Raw genomic sequence first — 17,699 nt, forward strand, 5'->3', positions numbered from 1 at the left:
CCTCCCCCTGCGGTCAGCCCCGCATGATCGCGCCCGACGGATCGTAGAACGGCGCAAGCTGGACCCTCAGCGGATACATCTCGCCCGCGATCTGCACCTCGAAGCCGCCGTCCTCGATCCACGCCTTGGTGACGCCGTCCTCGTGGTGAAGGCTGGCAAGCCCCACCATCGCCTCGATCCGGAAGCCCCAGTCGCCCGAGGTGACATGGCCGACGATGGCGCCGCCCTTCCAGACGGGTTCGTTGTGAATGAGGTAGGGGCCGGTGTGGTCGACGCCCTCGACGATGCAGGACACGGTGCGGTATTTCTGCGCCGGGCCGTTGGCCTTCTGCCCGGCCAGCCTGTCGCGGCCGAGGAAGTCGTCCTTGCCGAGGTTCACGGCGAAGCCGAGGCCGGTCTCGTAGGGCGTGTCGTCCTCGGCGATGTCGTGGCCGAAGTGGCGGAAGCCCTTTTCGAGCCGGCAGGCATTCATCGCGAACATGCCCATGTGCTTCAGGCCGTGCTTCGCGCCTTCCTCCATCAGCGCCTCGTAGATGCCTGCGAGGAACTCGGTGGACACCATCAGCTCGTATCCGAGCTCGCCCAGGAAGGATCGGCGGATCGCCCAGCCGCGGGCATAGGCGATGTCGATCTCGCGCGCCGCGCCGAAGGGGAAGGCCGTGTCCGACAGGTCGTCGCCGGAGAGGGCCGAAAGGATCTCGCGCGATTTCGGGCCGTGAAGCGAGATCAGGCCGTAGGCCGATGTCGCGTCGAAGATCTCGAACCGCCAGTCGGGATCGGCGTGGTCCCTGATCCAGGCCTGATCCCTTATCTGGCTGGGGTGGCCGGTTATGACCATGAAACGATCGTGCGCGATGCGGGTGACGGTCACGTCGGCCTCGATCCCGCCGCGGCCGTTCAGGAACTGCGTGTAGACGGAGGTGCCTACCTCGACGTCCATCTGCGCGCCGCAGACCCGGTTGAGCGCCCTCACCGCGTCCGGCCCCTGCACCTGGATCTTGGCATACATCGACTGGTCGATCATCACGGCGGCATCGCGTGCGGCAAGGCATTCGGCCTGCACATGCGGCGCCCAGTCCTTCCAGCGCAGGTTCGGTTCCTCGTTCCAGCCCTTCTTCCCGGGGTCGAAATACATCGGCACTTCCCAGCCGATCCGCTCGGCAAAGGTCGCACCGGCCTCCTTCAGCCGGTCGTGCAGCGGAACGCGGCGGACGCCCCGGGCCGAGTGGATCTGGCGCCCGACCCAGGAGACGCCGTAGTGGAAGCCGACCGACTCCATGGCCCGCTCGCGGTTGTAGCGGGTGTTGGACTGGAACGGATGCGCGCGCCGCGCCAGCATCGGCCCCATCCCGCGCGACGGCGCGCCGTCGGTCATCCACTCCGCCATGGTCAGGCCCACGCCGCCGGAATTGAGGATGCCGTTGGAGTTCATACCGGTCGCCACGAACAGCCCCTTGATCTCGGCCGTCGGACCCAGATAGGGGCGCCCGTCCGGGGTGAAGCTCTCGGGACCGTTGAAGAAGGTCTGGATGCCCATCTCGCCAAGCGCCGGCATCCGTTCGAACATCTTCTCGAGGTTCGCCTCGACGTGCTCCATGTCGAAGGGCAGCTCGTCGAACTCGAAATCCTCGGGGATCCCGTTCTGCCCGTAGGGCTTGCCGCGCTGCTCGAACGCGCCGATCAGCAGCTTGCCGGTGTCTTCCTTCCAGTAGGTGCGTTCCTCGGCGATATTCAGGATCGGCTGTGTCCTCGGCAGCCCCTCCACCGGCTCGGTCACGATGTAGAAGTGCTCGGTCGCGTGCAGAGGTACCGTCACGCCCTTCGCCTTGGCGAAGAGGTGGCTCCACATGCCGCCCGCCAGCAGCACCTTGTCGGTGGCGATCACGCCCTTGTCGGTCTCGACGCCGATCACCTTGCCGTCCTTCACCAGCAGGTCGGTGACCTTGGTGTTCTCGAACACCTGCGCACCATTGGCCCGCGCGCCCTTGCTCATGGCGACGGTCACGTCGAGCGGGTTCACCTGGCCGTTGGAGGGGACGAAGAAGGCCGACCTGACGTCCGAGGTCTCGATCCAGGGCCATTTCTCCTGCAACTCGGCGACGGACAGAAGCTGCGTCTCGATGCCCATGCGCACGGCGTGGTCGTGGCTGCGCAGCAGCTGTTCGTGGCGCACCTCGCCGAGGGCAAGGTTGATGGTGCCGTTGGGCTTGTAGCCTGTCGCCTGTCCGGTCTCTTCTTCCAGCTCGCGGAACAGCCGCGCGGTGTACTTGCCCAGCTCGGTCTGGGCGGTGCTGTCTCGCAGCTGGCCCACGATGCCCGCCGCGTGCCAGGTCGTCCCGCTGGCGAGCTTGCGCCGTTCGATCAGAACCGCAGGAACGCCGCGCTTCGCAAGGTGATAAAGCGTCGAGACACCGATGATGCCGCCACCGATGATAACGGCGGGAGCGGTCTCGGGAAGGGTGCTGGTCATCTGCTGTCGGCCTTTCGCCACGGTGCGACCTCGGGCGGTCGGAAAGAGTCGTCTTGCCGGGCAGCATGCCGAGGCGGAGTCGGTTCTCAAAAGAAATTGCACCAGAGGTGCGATTAACGCACCATAAGCGCAATTTTCTGGAACGAGGCCCCGTGCAGCCTTACCGATGACTTTGCGGGCCGTAGGGAGAGGGACGGGAGCGAGCCATGACGACTGTCGACAAGGCCATGACAGTGCTGCGACAGTTCTCGCTGGAGCGGCTGGAAATCGGCCTGAACGAGATGGCCAGACTGACCGGCGAGGACAAGGCCGTCGTTCGCAGGATCCTCGTTTCGCTCGTGAAGAGCGGCTTCGTCGAACAGAACCCGGAGAACCAGCGCTATTTCCTCGGCTCGGGATTCCTGGCGCTCGCGCGTCTGCGTGAAGCGACCGTCCCGATGGTCCGCGCGACGCAGATCGTGTCGGCCTGGCTCAGCAGAAAGACGAACGAGACGGTCCACGTCAGCATCGCGGGGCAGGCAGGGATGTCGACGGTGGCCTACAACCTTCCGCAACGCGGCAACGTCATCAACCTGCGTCCCGCGGACCGGTATCCGTTCCACTCGTCTTCCTCGGGCCTTGCCTACCTGTCCTTCTGCACCCCTGAGACCCGCGAGCGCCTTCTCGAACTTCCGCGCGAAAGGCTGACGCGCTTCACGGTCACGGATGCCGACGACCTTCGCACGCTCTGCGCCACGACCAGGACCGCGGGCTATGCCTGCACACGCAATACGGTCGAGGTGGGCGTGGCGAGCGTCGCCATGCCGTTCTTTCTGGGCTCGGCGGATCCGTCGGGCACGATCGCGATTGCGGTGCCCGACCTGAACCTGACGCCGGAACACGAGCGCTTCCTGGTGGACAGCCTGCGCGTGGGCGTCGAGAGGCTGGAAACCGCCCTCGTCGGAGGGCCCCACGACCAACTCGCCGCAGACCCGATGCTCGACTGAGACCGCCGGACCCGGACATCAAGGAGGCCGCCATGCGCCAAGACGTGAATTCCCTGAAAGAACACAACGCCCGCGACGTCTGGCACCCCATGGCGCATCCGGCCGACAGCATCGCCAATCCGCCCGACATCATCGTCGAAGGGCAGGGGGTCCGGATCCGGGATGTGGACGGTCACGAGACGGTGGACGCCGTCGGCGGTCTGTGGAACGTGAATCTCGGCTATTCCTGCGATCCGGTGAAACAGGCGATCACCGATCAACTGAACCGCCTGCCGTTCTACTCGATCTTCCGCGGCACCTCCAACGATGCGGTCATCGAACTCGGCGCCATGCTGCGGGACTTCTTCGCGCCGGACGGAATGGCCCGCGCGTTCTATACCTCCGGCGGATCGGACTCGGTCGAGGTCTCGCTGCGCCTCGCGCGGCAATATCACAAGCTGCGCGGCGAGGCCGGACGGACCAAGTTCCTCAGCCTGAAGAAGGGTTATCACGGCACCCATACGCTGGGCGCCTCGGTCAACGGCAATGCCAATTTCCGTACCCAGTACGAACCGCTGATGCCGGGCTGTTTCCACATCCCGGCGCCCTACACCTACCGCAACCCGTTCAACGAGGCCGACCCCGCGCGGCTGGCGCAGCTCTGCCTTTCGGCGCTCGAGGACGAGATCGCCTTCCAAGGGGCCGAGACCATCGCGGCCTTCATCATGGAGCCGGTCCTTGGCGCGGGAGGGGTGATCCCGCCCCACGAAAGCTTCATGCCCGGCGTGCGCGACATCTGCGACCGGCACGGCATCCTTCTGATCGCGGACGAGGTCATCACCGCGTTCGGTCGCACCGGAAGCTGGTCCGGCTCCCGTCACTGGGGCGTCCGGCCCGACATGATGTGCACGGCGAAAGCCATCACCAACGGCTACTTCCCCTTCGGCGCGGTGATGATCGGTGACAGGATCGCCGAGGTCTTCGAGGCGGACACGTCGGGCAAGGGGTCCATCGGGTCGGGCTATACCTACTCCGGCCATCCCGTGGGCGCTGCTGCGGCCATCGCCTGCCTTCGCGAGACCGAGCGCCTTCAGGTCAAGGACAACGCCGCCGCCCGTGGCGCGCAGCTCTGGGAGGGTCTGCAGGCCATCAAGGACAGGCATGCGGTCGTCGGCGACGTGCGCGGCGGGCATGGCCTGATGTGCGCGGTCGAGCTGGTCTCGGACCGGGACACCAGGAAACCGATCGACAAGAAGACCATCGGCCGCGTGCATCGCGTGGCCTACGAGAGCGGCGCGATGCTGCGGGTCTCCGGCAACAACATCATCCTGTCGCCGCCGCTGGTCGTGACCGAAGCCGATGTCGCGGCGATCCTTTCGGCGCTCGACGCCGGCCTCGCGACCGCCGGATGAGCGTCGTGGCGGCTTCAGCCCGGCAGACCGGACGTTGCCGGATCCGGTGCCTCGGGCGCATCGAGGCCCTCGACGTCCATCCGCGACCGCGGTCTGGCGTCGGGGTCGTCGTCGAGGACGGCGTGCCATCGCTCCATGACGCTGAAGAAGGTTGCGAGGTCCTCGGGGCTGACCGCCTCCCGCAACCTCCGCTCGACCGAGTGCGCCTTGGGCACGATGTCGTCCAGGATCGCGCGACCACTCGGAGTCAGCGAGATCGCCAGCAGTCGGCCGTCGCGGTCGACCGGCGCCTTGGTGACGAGGCCCTGGCTTTCGAGTCGGCTGACGGCGCGGCTCACGCGCGGTTTCTCGAGGTTCACGCAGTCGTGGATGTCGCGGACCGAGACCGCGCCGCAGCGGGACAGATGCGCGAGGACACGCCATTCGGCCACCGACAGGTCATGGCTCCGCTCGTATTCGACGGCAAGCCGGCGGCTGACCCTCTCGGACAGGACGGCGAGCCGGTAGGGCAGGAAGGCGGAGAGGCGGAAAGCGGTCGGCATGGTCGCAGGATCCCGGCATCGTTGCAGGTGCAACAATATTGACTTTCATTGCAGATGCAACGATAACCGACTCGTTGCGTTTGAAACGACATCGCCACGAAACGCACGGAAAGGAACCCACATGGCCAAGGCATTCGCGTCCCAGGGGGACATGACCGAGAAGAAGACCTCGTTCACCGAGATCGGCGAGGGTCTTTATGCCTTCACCGCCGAGGGAGACCCCAACTCTGGTGTCATAATCGGCGACGACAGCGTGATGATCGTCGAGGCGCAGGCGACCCCGCGGCTGGCGAACAAGGTGATCGACTGCGTGCGCTCCGTCACCGACAAGCCGATCAGCCATGTGGTCCTGACCCACTATCATGCCGTGCGCGTCCTTGGCGCCTCGGCCTTCGGCGCGAGCCAGATCATCATGTCTGACACCGCCCGCGCGATGGTGGTCGAGCGCGGACAGGAGGACTGGGACAGCGAATTCCAGCGCTTCCCGCGCCTCTTCGAAGGCCACGAGAGCATCCCGGGCCTGACCTGGCCGACGACGACGTTCAGTGACGGTATGACCGTCTACCTCGGCAACCGGAAGATCGAGATCAAGCAGATCGGCCGCGCCCATACCGCGGGCGACAGCGTGATCTGGGTGCCCGACGCGCAGACCATGTTCACCGGCGACATCGTGGAATACCACTCCGCCTGCTACTGCGGCGACGGGCACTTCGAGGATTGGGGCGGGACGCTCGACGCGGTGAAGGCCTACGATCCGCAAAGCATCGCGCCCGGCCGCGGCGATGCGCTGGTCGGGCGGGAGATGGTCGATGCGGCGCTCGCCAATACCCGCGATTTCGTGGAGAGCACCTATCGTCCGGTCAGGCAGGTCGCGGCCCGGGGCGGCAGCCTCAAGGACGCCTGGGACGCCGTGCGCGAGGCCTGCGACCCGAAGTTCAAGGACTATGCCATCTACGAACACTGCCTGCCGTTCAACGTGGCCCGCGCCTATGACGAGGCCCGCGGCATCGACACGCCGCGGATCTGGACCGCCGCCCGCGATCTGGAGATGTGGGAGCAGCTTCAGGCCTGAGAGGGCCGGCGAGGGGAGGAGAGACATGACGATGCAGGACCGATATCCGCTGGCCTTCAAGCTGTACCCCTATGCCCGCGTGCCCGATCAGGATGCCGGGGCGCCCGTCCGGCACCCCGTCGTCATCGTCGGCGCGGGTCCGGTCGGGCTGTCGCTGGCCCTGGACCTCGGCCTGCGCGGCACGCCGGTCGTCGTGCTCGACGATCACGAGGGCGTCGGCCTCGGGTCTCGTGCGCTCTGCTTCGCCAAGCGCACGCTCGAGATCATGGACCGGCTCGGGGCAGGGCCGGACATGCTGGGCAAGGGTATCGTCTGGCAGAAGGGCCGCGTCTTCCGGGACCGGGACGAGATCTTCGACTTCGACCTGCTGCCCGAGGCAGGCCATGAATATCCCGCCTTCATCAACCTCCAGCAGCCGCATTTCGAACGCTTCGTGATGGAGGCGGTCACGCGGGCGCAGGCAAAGGGCGCGCCGATCGAGGTGCGGGGCAAGAACCGTGTCGACGCCGTGAAGGATACCGGCGACGGGGTGGCGATCGACCTTATTACTCCGGACGGACCCTACCGGATGGAAGCGGATTACGTCGTTGCCTGCGACGGTGCCCGCTCGCCGGTCCGGTCGATGCTGGGTCTGGGGTTCGAGGGTCGCGTCTTCGAAGACAATTTCCTGATCGCCGACGTGAAGATGACCGCCGACTTCCCGACCGAGCGCTGGTTCTGGTTCGAGCCGTGGTTCAAATCCGGCGACAGCGCACTCCTGCACAAGCAGCCCGACGACATCTGGCGCATCGACTTCCAGCTTGGCTGGGACATCGACCGCGAGAAGGAGCTGAGGCCCGAGAACATCCGCGCCCGCGTCGACCAGATGCTGGGGCATTCGGACTACGAGCTCGACTGGTGCTCGATCTACACCTTCCAGTGCCGCCGGATGGAGCGTTTCCGCCACGGCCGGGTGCTGTTCGCCGGTGACAGCGCGCACCAGGTCTCGCCCTTCGGGGCGCGCGGGGCGAATTCGGGCGTGCAGGACGCGGACAATCTGGCGTGGAAGCTCAAGGCGGTGCTGGAAGGCGCACCCGACGGACTGCTCGACAGCTACGATGCCGAGCGGGTGATGGCGGCGGACGAGAACATCCTGAACTCTTCCCGCTCCACCGACTTCCTCACCCCGAAGTCGCAGGTCTCGCGCCTCTTCCGCAACGCGGTGCTGGACCTTGCGCGCGATCACCCGTTCGCCCGTCAGCTGATCAACTCGGGCCGCCTGAGCGTGCCCTGCATCTATGACGGCTCGCCGCTCAACACGCCCGATGCGCTGGACGCCCCGGCCCGCAGCCGCCCGGGCGCACCCTGCCCAGACGCGCCCCTCGGCGACGGCTTTCTGCTGAAGTCCCTCGGCGCGGGCTTCACGCTCCTTGCCCTCGACTGCGAGGCACCCGAGAGCCTCCCCGAGGCGGGCGTGACCGCGAGGCGCCTGAGCGTCGACACCGCCGTCGCGCCGCTGATCCGCGACCGCTATCTCGGGGAGGCGCCGACGGGACTCTACCTGATACGCCCCGACCAGCACGTGGCGGGGCGCTGGCCCACCTTCGACGAACCGCAGGTCCGCGCCGCGATGCGCCGCGCGATGGGAGAGGCGACATGCTGAACCTCGCCCCCAATATCCCCGATCCCGACGGCTTCTACGCCGAGCTTCTGGGCGTGCACGAAGGGCTGGCGCCCGAGGAAAGCCACGCCCTCAACGCCCGGCTGATCCTCATCCTCGCCAACCACATCGGCGACCGCGCCACGCTTTCCGCCGCCCTCGAAGCCGCCCGCACCTCGGGCCAACCCAGATCAGGAGATGCGCCATGACCAGGTATCAACCGGACGTCACCATCCAGGCCGAGGGCGGCACGACCACGCCGGGCTACATGCCGGGCTTCGGCAACGATTTCGAGACCGAGGCGCTGCCCGGCGCGCTGCCGCAGGGCATGAACTCGCCCCAGAAATGCGAATACGGCCTCTACGGCGAGCAGCTGTCCGGCACCGCCTTCACCGACGTCCGGCCCGAGCGGACCTGGTGCTACCGCATCCGGCCCTCGGTCAAGCATTCTGCCCGCTACGAACGGATCGCGCTGCCGTACTGGAAGACGGCGCCGCATAATCCCGATGGCGTCACGAGTCTCGGCCAGTACCGCTGGAACCCGGTGCCGCACCAGGACGGGCTGACCTGGCTGACGGGCATGCGGACCATGACCACCGCGGGCGACGTCAACACGCAGACCGGCATGGCCGCCCACGTCTACCTCGTCACCGAGAGCATGGTGGACAGCTATTTCTACTCCGCCGACAGCGAGCTTCTGGTGGTTCCGCAGGAAGGCCGGCTGCGCTTCTTCACCGAGCTCGGGATCATCGACATCGCCCCGCAGGAGATCGCGATCCTGCCGCGCGGCCTCGTCTACCGGGTCGAGCTGCTGGAAGGCCCCGCCCGCGGCTTCGTCTGCGAGAACTACGGTCAGAAGTTCGCCCTGCCGGGCCGCGGGCCCATCGGTGCGAACTGCATGGCGAACCCCCGCGACTTCAAGGCGCCCGTCGCGGCCTTCGAGGATCGCGAGACACCCTCGACCCTGACGATCAAGTGGTGCGGCCAGTTCCACGAGACGAAGATCGGGCACTCGCCGCTGGACGTGGTGGCATGGCACGGCAACTACGCGCCGCTGAAATACGACCTCAAGACCTACTGCCCGGTCGGCGCGATCCTGTTCGATCATCCCGACCCGTCGATCTTCACCGTGCTGACCGCGCCCTCGGCCGTGCCGGGGACCGCGAACATCGACTTCGTGCTGTTCCGCGAGCGCTGGCTGGTGGCCGAGAACACCTTCCGCCCGCCCTGGTACCACAAGAACGTCATGTCCGAGCTGATGGGCAACATCTACGGCCAGTACGACGCCAAGCCGCAGGGCTTCGTCCCGGGCGGCATGTCGCTGCACAACATGATGCTGCCCCATGGGCCCGACCGGGAGGCCTTCGAAAAGGCGTCGAACGCCAACCTTGGGCCGGACAAGCTCGACAACACCATGTCCTTCATGTTCGAGACCCGTTTCCCGCAGCACCTGACCGAGTTCGCCGGGAAGGAGGCGCCGCTGCAGGACGACTACATCGACTGCTGGGACAGCCTGGAGAAGAAGTTCGACGGCACGCCGGGCCGGAAATGAAGCTCCATACCTACTGGCGGTCGACCACGTCCTGGCGGGTGCGGATCGCTCTGGCGATGAAGGGGGTCGCCCATGAGGCGGTCCCGGTGAACCTCGTTGCCGGGGAACAGGGCGCGGCGGACTATGTCGCGCTCAACCCCGGGCGGGGCGTGCCGACGCTGATGCTGGACGACGGCACCGTGCTGACGCAGTCCATGGCCATTCTCGAATGGCTGGACGAGGCCTTTCCCGAACCGGCACTCCTGCCGCCCGATCCGATGGCCCGCGCCCGTGTCCGCGCCGCGGCGCTGGCGGTGGCAACCGACATCCACCCGGTCAACAACATGCGCGTCGTGGCCAAGCTGAAGTCCATGGGTCACGGCCAGGACGAGGCCGTGGCCTGGATGAACGACTGGATGACGCGGGGCCTTGCGGCCTTCGCGGCGATGATCGAGGCCGACACACCCTTCTGCTTCGGCGACGCGCCCGGCCTCGCCGACCTGTGCCTCGTGCCGCAACTCTACAACGCGCATCGCTGGGGCTGCGACCTGGCCCCGTTCAAGCGCCTGACAGAGATCGAGGCGCGCTGCCTCGCACTGCCGGCCTTCGAGGCTTCCCGGCCCGAAAACCAACCCGACGCGACCTGAAAGGCACCGACATGACCGACCTGATCCGCTCCTGGGTCGAGAGCGCCAATGCGCCCGGCACGGACTTCCCGCTGAACAACCTGCCTTACGGCGTTTTCGCGGCCGACGATGGAACCATGCCGCGCTGCGGGGTGGCCATCGGCGACAGGATCTTCGACCTCTGCGCCGCCGAGGGCGACGGACTGGTGACACCGGCGGGCCATCCGGTTTTCGACGTTCCCTATTGGAACGACTTCATGGACCTAGGGCACGAGGCCTGGGCCGAGCTGCGCGCCCGCCTGACCGGGTTGCTGTCCGAAGGCGCCGAACCCCGGCCCGAATACCTTGTGAACCAGGCGGATGTGCGGATGCACATGCCGTTCCGGGTCAGCGAATACACCGACTTCTACGCCAGCAAGAACCACGCCTTCAACGTGGGCAGCATGTTCCGTGGCTCCGAGAACGCGCTGCCGCCGAACTGGCTGCACATTCCCATCGGCTACAACGGCCGCGCCTCCTCGGTCGTCGTCTCCGGCACGCCTGTCGTCCGGCCCAACGGCCAGCTGAAGGGCCCGGACGACGACGCGCCCCGCTTCGGGCCGAGCCGGCGCTTCGACATCGAGCTGGAGATGGGCGCCATCGTGGGCCAGCCCTCGGACGGGCCGATCACGGTGGCGGAGGCGTTCGACAACATCTTCGGCTACGTGCTGCTGAACGACTGGTCGGCGCGGGACATCCAGGCCTGGGAATACCAGCCGCTGGGTCCGTTCCAGGCCAAGGCGACCGCCACGACGATCAGTCCGTGGATCGTCACCGCCGCCGCGCTGGAGCCATTCCGCATCCCGACGCCCGCGCGCGAGGTGCCGCTGCTTCCCTACCTCGCCGAGCCCGCGCCGATGCTCTACGATATCACGCTGGAGGTGGGCCTGACACCGGAGGGCGGGCAGGAGACGGTGCTGTCGCGCACCAACGTCAGGGAGCTCTACTATTCCGCCGCCCAGCAGCTTGCGCACCACACCAGCAGCGGCTGTCCGATGCGGGTGGGCGACCTCCTCGGCTCCGGCACGATCTCGGGCGCGGATCCGGACGCCCGCGGCTCGCTCCTCGAGATGAGCTGGGGCGGCAAGGCGCCGATCACGCTCGACACCGGAGAGAGCCGCAGCTTCATCGAGGACGGCGACACCCTAACCCTGCGCGGCGCCGCGCTCGGGAAGGGCTACCGCATCGGCTTCGGGGCGTGCAGCGGACAGGTGCGACCGGCACGCCCCGTCACGGACTGATCGGCGTCACTATCAGGCCGGGTAGGGTCGTGCTCCTCCCGGCCTTCCTCCGCTTTCACCGCAAGTCGTGGTCCGGATCCGCCGGCCCGGCGGGATCGGAAAGTTCATGCCGTCCGCGACGGAGGCTGACCTTCACCCCGTTCAAGAGGTGTAATTGCAGCCACGAAGCGGACGAAACGATGACATCCACATTCAGGAAATATGCGACGCCGATGATCACGACATTCTTTGTCGTATCCCTGGTGTCCGGCCTTGCCCTTTTCTTTCACCTCGGAGGGCGGGCATGGCACGGTATCCACGAATGGCTGAGCATCGTGCTGATCATTCCGTTCGCCCTGCACCTGTGGAAGAACTGGAGACCCATGGTCAACTACTTCAAGCGCATGCCGATGATGCTTTCCCTTGTCGTCGCCGTCGCGCTGTCCGTGCCATTCTTCATGGTGAACACCGAAGGCGCCGCGGGCGGCCCGCCGCAATTCGCCCTGGTCGAAAGGCTTATCGACAACAATGCCGCCACCCTGTCGCCCGTTCTGGGCATCCCGGCGGACGTGATCGTGACGCGGCTCGACACTGCCGGTTTTGACATGTCGTCGCCCGAGCTGTCCTTGCGGGACGTCGCCGCGCTGTCCGGCAAGACTGCGTTCCAGCTTTCGGCGGCCTTGGCGCGACCCTAGCCGCAGGCAGGCAGCCTGCCGATGGCCGGTGATGCGCGCAGGTGGAGCGCAATCGCGTTCCGCCGGCCAGCCGGCCTCCCGGAGGCTTCACTCCTGCGCTTTGCCCGCGCGAAAGCGCGAGATCGTGAAGAGAAGAACGGCGGCGACCGAAAACCCCAGCAGCGTCGCCGCGATGGGGCGCGTCAGGAACACGCTCGGATCGCCGTTCGACAGGCTGAGCGACTGTTTCATCCGAAGCTCCAGCAATGGCCCCAGAACCAGCCCGATGACCAGCGGGAACGGCGGAATGCCATTGCGCAGCATGAAACGGCCGATGATGGCGAAGATCACCGTGATGAGTGCGTCGGTCAGACGATAATTCTGCGTGTACGATCCGACCAGCGCGAGGACGAGAATGGTCGCGCCGATCATCCGGGGGTTGATGTTCGACAGCTTGACGATGGACTTCGTGGAGACGAGCAGCAGCAGCAGGATCACGACGTTCAGCACGAAGAGCGAGATGTAGAGCCCCGAGATGAACTCGGGCCGGCTCGCGAACAGCTCCGGGCCGGGAACGATGTTGTGGATCATGAGGACGGCCAGAAGCATCGCCATGAGGGGATCCGCCGGAATGCCCAGCGAAAGGAGCGGCACGAGAACCGTCGAGGTACAGGCGTTGATCGAGCTTTCCGACGCGACGAGACCCTCGGGCGATCCCTTCCCGAACTCCTCCGGCTTCCTGGAAAAGCGGCGGGCCAGCGAATATGACAGGAACTGCGCGCCGAATTCGCCCACCCCCGGAAGAAGCCCCATGAACACGCCCAGCCCGCAGGACCGCGCCAGCGTGCGCGGGTATTTCAGCGCCTCGGCCAAGCCGCTCCAGCGGCTTTCCCCCGCGCCCCCCATGTCGGCTTTCGGCCGGGCGTCCGTTCCCAGAAGCACGAACGCCTGCGACATCGCGAAGAGGCCGATGACCACAGGCACGAGCGGTACGCCGCCCAGCAGCCACTGCTGATCGAAGGTGAATCTCTGCGTGTTGAACGGCGACTCGAAGCCGACCGTACCCAGAAACATGCCAAGGCCCAGCGACAGGATCGCGCCCGCGATCTGCCTCTGGTGCGCAAGCAGGACCGAGACGAGGGCCAGCACCGCGACCATCGCGAATTCGGGCGCCCCGAAGCGCTCGGCCACCCTGGCGAGGTAGGGCGCGAGAAGGACGAGCGCGAGAACCGAAACGATCCCGCCGATGAAGGACGAGGAATAGGCCAGCGACAGGGCGCGGAAGGTCTCGCCCCGCCGCGACATCGGGTAGCCGTCATAGGTTGTCAGCACGTTGACCGGCGTGCCCGGCACACGGATCAGGATCGCCGGGATGGCTCCGCCGTACCACGCGCCACCATAGGCGCCGAGCAGCAGCATGATCCCGGGCAGGGGGTCGAGCTGGAGGCTGAATGGCAGCAGGATCGCCATCGCCCCCGCCGGTTCGAGACCGGGGACCGCGCCCACCATGATGCCGAGGACGGCGCCGGCGACGAGGGCTGCCAGGACCTGCCAGTGGGCGACGTATTCAAGACCCAGAAGGAAGTTGTCGATCACAGGACGGACCCCAGCGTGTTTCCCACCCAGCCGGGCAGGTATTGGAAGATGGGTGCGAGCGGAAACCACAGGCCGATGCCCAGGCGGAAGACCAGAACGAGGCCCACGGCCACGCAGCACGCCTTCAGGACCCATCCCCGCCCGCGCAGTCCTGCCCGCCAGGTCACGAAGACCAGGAAGATCAGTGTTGCGATCCCGAACCCGAGGTACGAGACCCCGACGAGGTAGATGCAGAAATAGACGGCGTATTCGATGGCCTGGGCCGTTCCGCCGAAGGCCCAGAGCGCCTGCCTGAGAAAGCCGCTCTTGTCGGCGGACCTGGCAAGATCACGGAGGAAGCCCCAGGCAAGGACAAGCCCGGCGATCCCCGCCATTCCCAGGCTGACGAGCGGCCATCCGATCGGGGCGAGATACCAGCCGCGGCCCTCGGGTTGCGGCTGCGTCGCGAAGGGGGCGAGCCCGAGCAGGACGAGGGTCACGATCAGGAAGATGGTCGAGGCCAGACCTTCCGCCTCGGGCGGCACGACCTCCTCGTGATCGTCCTCCATGATCTCGAGTTCACTGCCCGGTGGACCGCTGCGGGTCATCGTCACCTCCTGGGGTTGGACAGTTCGGGCGCGGACAGGCCGCGCCCGGTACGCGCATCACTTCTTCGCCGCCTCGACGAGCGCCTCTGCCGCCGAGTAGTCGGCCTCGATGCGTGCAGCGGCCTCTTCGGCCCCCATCCAGTAGACACCCGCGCCGGTCGCGGCGGCGATGTCCTGGGCGTCTTGCGACGCGACGGCCTTTTCGGCCGCGGCTGCGATCTTGTCCTTCACCTCCTGCGGCGTGCCGGCCGGCACGAACAGGCCGTTCCAGAGGGTGATGTTCAGGCCCGGCACTTGCTCGGACAGAAGCTTGGCGTCGGGCTTGATCGACAGCGGTTCGTCGGTGTAGGCGGCGATGACCTTCACGTCGTCGAGGCAGGCCAGGACGGTCGCCATGGTGGTGTTCATCACGTCCACGTCGCCGGTCCGCAAGGTCGAGCAGTCCAGCAGGTCGAACGCGGCATCTGCGCCGAACTCGAACCCGAGCTCCCGTGCCGCGGCGAAGGTCGCCATGGTCGGAACCAGATCGTAGCCGTAATGGCCCAGCCGCACCGAGTGGGACTTCGCGTATTCGGCAAGCTCCGCGAGGTTGGAGTAGGGCGCGTCGGCGGCGGCCACGAGCGCGAAGGGATAGGTCAGGAAGATCCCGATCGGTTCGAACGTGTCGCGGCCGTAGGCGGCATTGCCCTTTATGACATGCATCGTCGGCACGTCGATCACGAACGACCCGATGGTGTAGCCGTCGGCGCCTGCCTGGGACACGGCAGTGGCACCCTCGATGCCGCCACCGCCGGGCCGGTTAACCACCTTCGCAGGCACGCCGGTCTCGCGCGTCATCTCCTCGGCGATGACCCGGGTCAGCTGATCTTCAAGGTCGCCCGGCGGCCACGGAACGATGAACGTGACCGGACGCTCCGGATACTCGGCGAGCGCGGGGCCCGCGATGAGACTTGCTGACGCGGCGATGGCCATGGCCACGCCCTTCCTCCAATCCTTGCGCATTCGAGGTATCTCCCTGTTCTACCTGTTGATCGGTTCATTATTGTAACCAGTGGTTCAAATATGTTGCACGCCCCCTTACCTTGTGTCAACTCTGGTTTGAAGTAGACATCGCTGCACGGGTTACGGGAGGTCTGCCGAGTCATGGGAAAATCGATGGGAACGGTGGACAAGGCGTTCCACCTGTTGTCGTGCTTCACGGTCACCGAGCCGGAGTGGGGCCTGAGCGACCTCGCGCGGAGGGCTGGACAGGACAAGGCGACCGCGCTGCGCCTGCTCAACAGCCTCATGGCCGGCGGCTTCGTGGAGCAGGATCCGGACGCCAGGACCTTTCGAATCGGGACTGCCGTCTTGAAGCTGGCGCGGGTCCGCGAAGCCTCGTTTCCGTTTCTTTCCCTCGCCAAGCCGCCGTCCGAGAGGTTGTCGGCGTCGATCGGGGAAACCATTCACGTTTGTCTGCCGGAAGCGGATGCGCTTGCCACGGTCCACATCGTCGAACCCCAGCGTGCCACGCGCGTCTACGTGGACCCGTCGCAACCGCTTCCCTACCATGCGACGGCGTCAGGTCTCGCCTTCCTCGCCTTCGCAAGCGCGGAGTTTGTCGACCATGCGCTCTCCTCCACCGATTTCCGCGCCCATACGGAGCACACGATCACGAGCAGGGAGGTGCTGATCGACGCGCTGGCGAAAATTCGCGGCGGCGCCTACGCCGTCTCGAGCAGCAGCTTCGAACTGGAGACCATCGGGATCGCATCGCCGATCTTCGACGCATCCGGCCATGCCATGGGAACCGTAGCCGCCGCCTGCCTCGCCTCGCGGATCACGCCGGAACTGGAGACCCGCATCGCCTCGGCGGTGACCGGAACGGCGATCGAGATAACACGCGCCCTCGGAGCGGAGCCTCCCGCGCGCTTCATCCAGTCACACAGGGAGCTGGGGGCCTGATACGCTGCCCGCTTTCGTAGCGCCGACTGGAAACCTCGATCAGGAATGACATCTAACGTGGATGGTGACCCTGCCGGGCCACCGGATGATGCGCGGTCACGGTTGGGCATCCGTGGTCGGTTGTGGCAGAGGGCTGGTCCGGGGCCGGACGCCCGGACATGGGGACGCTCCGACGGGGCCGGAGGGATTACCGACCGCTTGGACAGGCGGCGCGTGAGTTGCCACGCCGCAGCGGCACGGCTCGCGGAACCCGGCAAAATGAGTCATAACCCCCCCGGAACGGCGTGATCTTGCAGCCGGTAAACCGACGGATGAGAGATGATTGGTGAAGTGAAATCAGAAGTTCGCGGTTCGTCCCGTCTGTCCGTGGCCCCGATGATGGATTGGACCGACCGTCATTGCCGTATGCTGCACCGGCAGCTTTCGGCGCATGCGCTGCTCTATACCGAGATGGTGACGGCGCCGGCGCTGGTCAGGGGCGGCGCGGTGCATCTGCTGGAGCACGATCCGCGCGAGGCGCCGGTGGCGTTGCAGCTGGGCGGCTCGGACCCCGGGGAACTGGCCGAGGCGGCGCGGCTCGGGGCGGAGGCGGGATATGCCGAGATCAACCTCAACTGCGGATGTCCGTCGGACCGGGTGCAGTCGGGATGTTTCGGCGCCGTGCTGATGGAGCGGTCGGCCCTGGTGGCCGACTGCGTCGCCGCGATGATCGCGAAGGTGCCCCGTGGCGTGCCGGTGACGGTCAAGTGCCGCATCGGCGTCGACGACCAGGCGCCGGAGGAGGTGCTGCCCGACTTCCTGTCGCGGATCCGCGCGGCGGGGGTCGACCGGGTGCAGATCCATGCGAGGAAGGCCTGGCTGCAGGGGCTCAGCCCGAAGGAGAACCGGGACATCCCGCCGCTCGATTACGACCTCGTCGTCGCGATGAAGACGGCGTATCCGGACCTGCACATCTCGCTGAACGGCGGGATCCAGAGCCTGGACGAGGCGGAGTCGTTGCTTGCGCGGGGGATCGACGGGGTGATGGTCGGGCGCGCGGCCTATCAGCGGCCCTTCGACATCTTGGCCGAGGCCGATGCGCGGATCTTCGGCGCGCCCACGCGAAGGCGCGCTCCGGCGGAGGTGGTTGCGGCCATGGAGCCCTATTTCGCGGACCATCTCGCGCGGGGCGGGCGGCTGCACCAGGTCACGCGGCACATGCTGGGACTGTTCGCGGGACGGCCCGGGGCGCGGGGCTGGCGGCGCGTGCTGTCGGAGCGGGCGCATCGCCCCGATGCGGGGCTCGACGTGCTGCGCGCGGCGCTGGCCGAGACGGAAGGCGCCGCCGTTGCGTGAGGCGCTGGCCACCCGCGGCTGGTGCGCCTTCGGGGCCGAGGACGGGC

General features: G+C 66.8%; 16 protein-coding genes. 11 read left to right on the forward strand and 5 right to left on the reverse strand.

Going from position 1 to position 17,699, the window contains the following annotated elements; all coding sequences use genetic code 11:
* Window positions 1-13: 13 nt before the first annotated feature.
* A complete protein-coding gene (locus A7B20_RS07745; RefSeq protein ID WP_102107994.1) occupies window positions 14-2,470 on the reverse strand; it encodes an FAD-dependent oxidoreductase in 2,457 nt (818 codons plus the stop codon).
* A 206-nt stretch (window positions 2,471-2,676) separates the two neighbouring features.
* Between A7B20_RS07745 and A7B20_RS07750 the strand changes: the two genes are divergently transcribed.
* A complete protein-coding gene (locus A7B20_RS07750) occupies window positions 2,677-3,456 on the forward strand; it encodes an IclR family transcriptional regulator (RefSeq protein WP_102107995.1) in 780 nt (259 codons plus the stop codon).
* Between the two features lie 32 nt (window positions 3,457-3,488).
* Complete coding sequence (locus A7B20_RS07755) at window positions 3,489-4,847, forward strand: aspartate aminotransferase family protein (RefSeq protein ID WP_102107996.1); 1,359 nt, start codon at window positions 3,489-3,491, stop codon at window positions 4,845-4,847.
* A 14-nt stretch (window positions 4,848-4,861) separates the two neighbouring features.
* Here A7B20_RS07755 and A7B20_RS07760 read toward each other — a convergent pair whose 3' ends face one another.
* The gene (locus A7B20_RS07760; RefSeq protein WP_102107997.1) at window positions 4,862-5,389 is read right to left on the reverse strand and encodes a MarR family winged helix-turn-helix transcriptional regulator; all 528 of its coding nucleotides are present in this window, start codon (window positions 5,387-5,389) and stop codon (window positions 4,862-4,864) included.
* Between the two features lie 121 nt (window positions 5,390-5,510).
* Between A7B20_RS07760 and A7B20_RS07765 the strand changes: the two genes are divergently transcribed.
* From A7B20_RS07765 to A7B20_RS07795, 7 genes are all read left to right on the forward strand, one after another.
* Window positions 5,511-6,461: an MBL fold metallo-hydrolase gene (locus A7B20_RS07765; protein ID WP_102107998.1), complete on the forward strand. Its 951-nt coding sequence runs from the start codon at window positions 5,511-5,513 to the stop codon at window positions 6,459-6,461.
* Window positions 6,462-6,492: 31 nt separating this feature from the next.
* Window positions 6,493-8,103, forward strand: a complete 1,611-nt coding sequence (locus tag A7B20_RS07770; RefSeq protein WP_102108011.1) for an FAD-dependent oxidoreductase — start codon at window positions 6,493-6,495, stop codon at window positions 8,101-8,103.
* Window positions 8,097-8,309, forward strand: a complete 213-nt coding sequence (locus A7B20_RS07775) for a DUF2783 domain-containing protein (RefSeq protein WP_102107999.1) — start codon at window positions 8,097-8,099, stop codon at window positions 8,307-8,309. The genes A7B20_RS07770 and A7B20_RS07775 overlap by 7 nt, the downstream gene beginning before the upstream one ends.
* Window positions 8,306-9,652 carry a homogentisate 1,2-dioxygenase gene (gene hmgA, locus A7B20_RS07780; protein ID WP_102108000.1) on the forward strand — a complete coding sequence of 449 codons (1,347 nt, stop codon included), beginning with the start codon at window positions 8,306-8,308 and terminating at the stop codon, window positions 9,650-9,652. Before A7B20_RS07775 ends, hmgA begins: the two co-directional genes overlap by 4 nt.
* Entirely contained in the window at window positions 9,649-10,278 is a 630-nt protein-coding gene (maiA, locus tag A7B20_RS07785) for a maleylacetoacetate isomerase (RefSeq protein WP_102108001.1), read from the forward strand. The genes hmgA and maiA overlap by 4 nt, the downstream gene beginning before the upstream one ends.
* Before the next feature lie 11 nt (window positions 10,279-10,289).
* Entirely contained in the window at window positions 10,290-11,537 is a 1,248-nt protein-coding gene (gene fahA, locus A7B20_RS07790; protein WP_102108002.1) for a fumarylacetoacetase, read from the forward strand.
* Window positions 11,538-11,716: 179 nt separating this feature from the next.
* On the forward strand, window positions 11,717-12,211 hold the full coding sequence (locus A7B20_RS07795; RefSeq protein ID WP_102108003.1) for a DUF4405 domain-containing protein: 495 nt from the start codon (window positions 11,717-11,719) through the stop codon (window positions 12,209-12,211).
* Window positions 12,212-12,298: 87 nt separating this feature from the next.
* Here the strand turns inward: A7B20_RS07795 and A7B20_RS07800 are convergent, their stop codons facing one another.
* Genes A7B20_RS07800 through A7B20_RS07805 form a run of 3 tightly spaced genes read right to left on the reverse strand, consistent with a single transcriptional unit; the run spans window position 12,299 to window position 15,375 of the window.
* Complete coding sequence (locus A7B20_RS07800; protein WP_245866677.1) at window positions 12,299-13,786, reverse strand: tripartite tricarboxylate transporter permease; 1,488 nt, start codon at window positions 13,784-13,786, stop codon at window positions 12,299-12,301.
* Window positions 13,783-14,373 (reverse strand): hypothetical protein, encoded by a 591-nt coding sequence (locus tag A7B20_RS21565; RefSeq protein ID WP_245866679.1) that lies wholly within the window; start codon window positions 14,371-14,373, stop codon window positions 13,783-13,785. The genes A7B20_RS07800 and A7B20_RS21565 overlap by 4 nt, the downstream gene beginning before the upstream one ends.
* Before the next feature lie 57 nt (window positions 14,374-14,430).
* Window positions 14,431-15,375 carry a tripartite tricarboxylate transporter substrate binding protein gene (locus A7B20_RS07805; RefSeq protein ID WP_102108005.1) on the reverse strand — a complete coding sequence of 315 codons (945 nt, stop codon included), beginning with the start codon at window positions 15,373-15,375 and terminating at the stop codon, window positions 14,431-14,433.
* A 141-nt stretch (window positions 15,376-15,516) separates the two neighbouring features.
* Here A7B20_RS07805 and A7B20_RS07810 point away from each other — a divergent pair, with 141 nt between their 5' ends.
* Both A7B20_RS07810 and dusA read left to right on the forward strand, forming a co-directional pair.
* Window positions 15,517-16,317, forward strand: coding sequence for an IclR family transcriptional regulator (locus tag A7B20_RS07810; RefSeq protein WP_216641179.1), 801 nt, complete (start codon window positions 15,517-15,519; stop codon window positions 16,315-16,317).
* 318 nt (window positions 16,318-16,635) lie between these two features.
* A complete protein-coding gene (gene dusA / locus A7B20_RS07815; protein WP_102108006.1) occupies window positions 16,636-17,652 on the forward strand; it encodes a tRNA dihydrouridine(20/20a) synthase DusA in 1,017 nt (338 codons plus the stop codon).
* Window positions 17,653-17,699 lie beyond the last annotated feature (47 nt).

Origin of the sequence: Oceaniglobus roseus, assembly GCF_002869745.1 — a bacterium.
GTDB lineage: Bacteria > Pseudomonadota > Alphaproteobacteria > Rhodobacterales > Rhodobacteraceae > Oceaniglobus > Oceaniglobus roseus.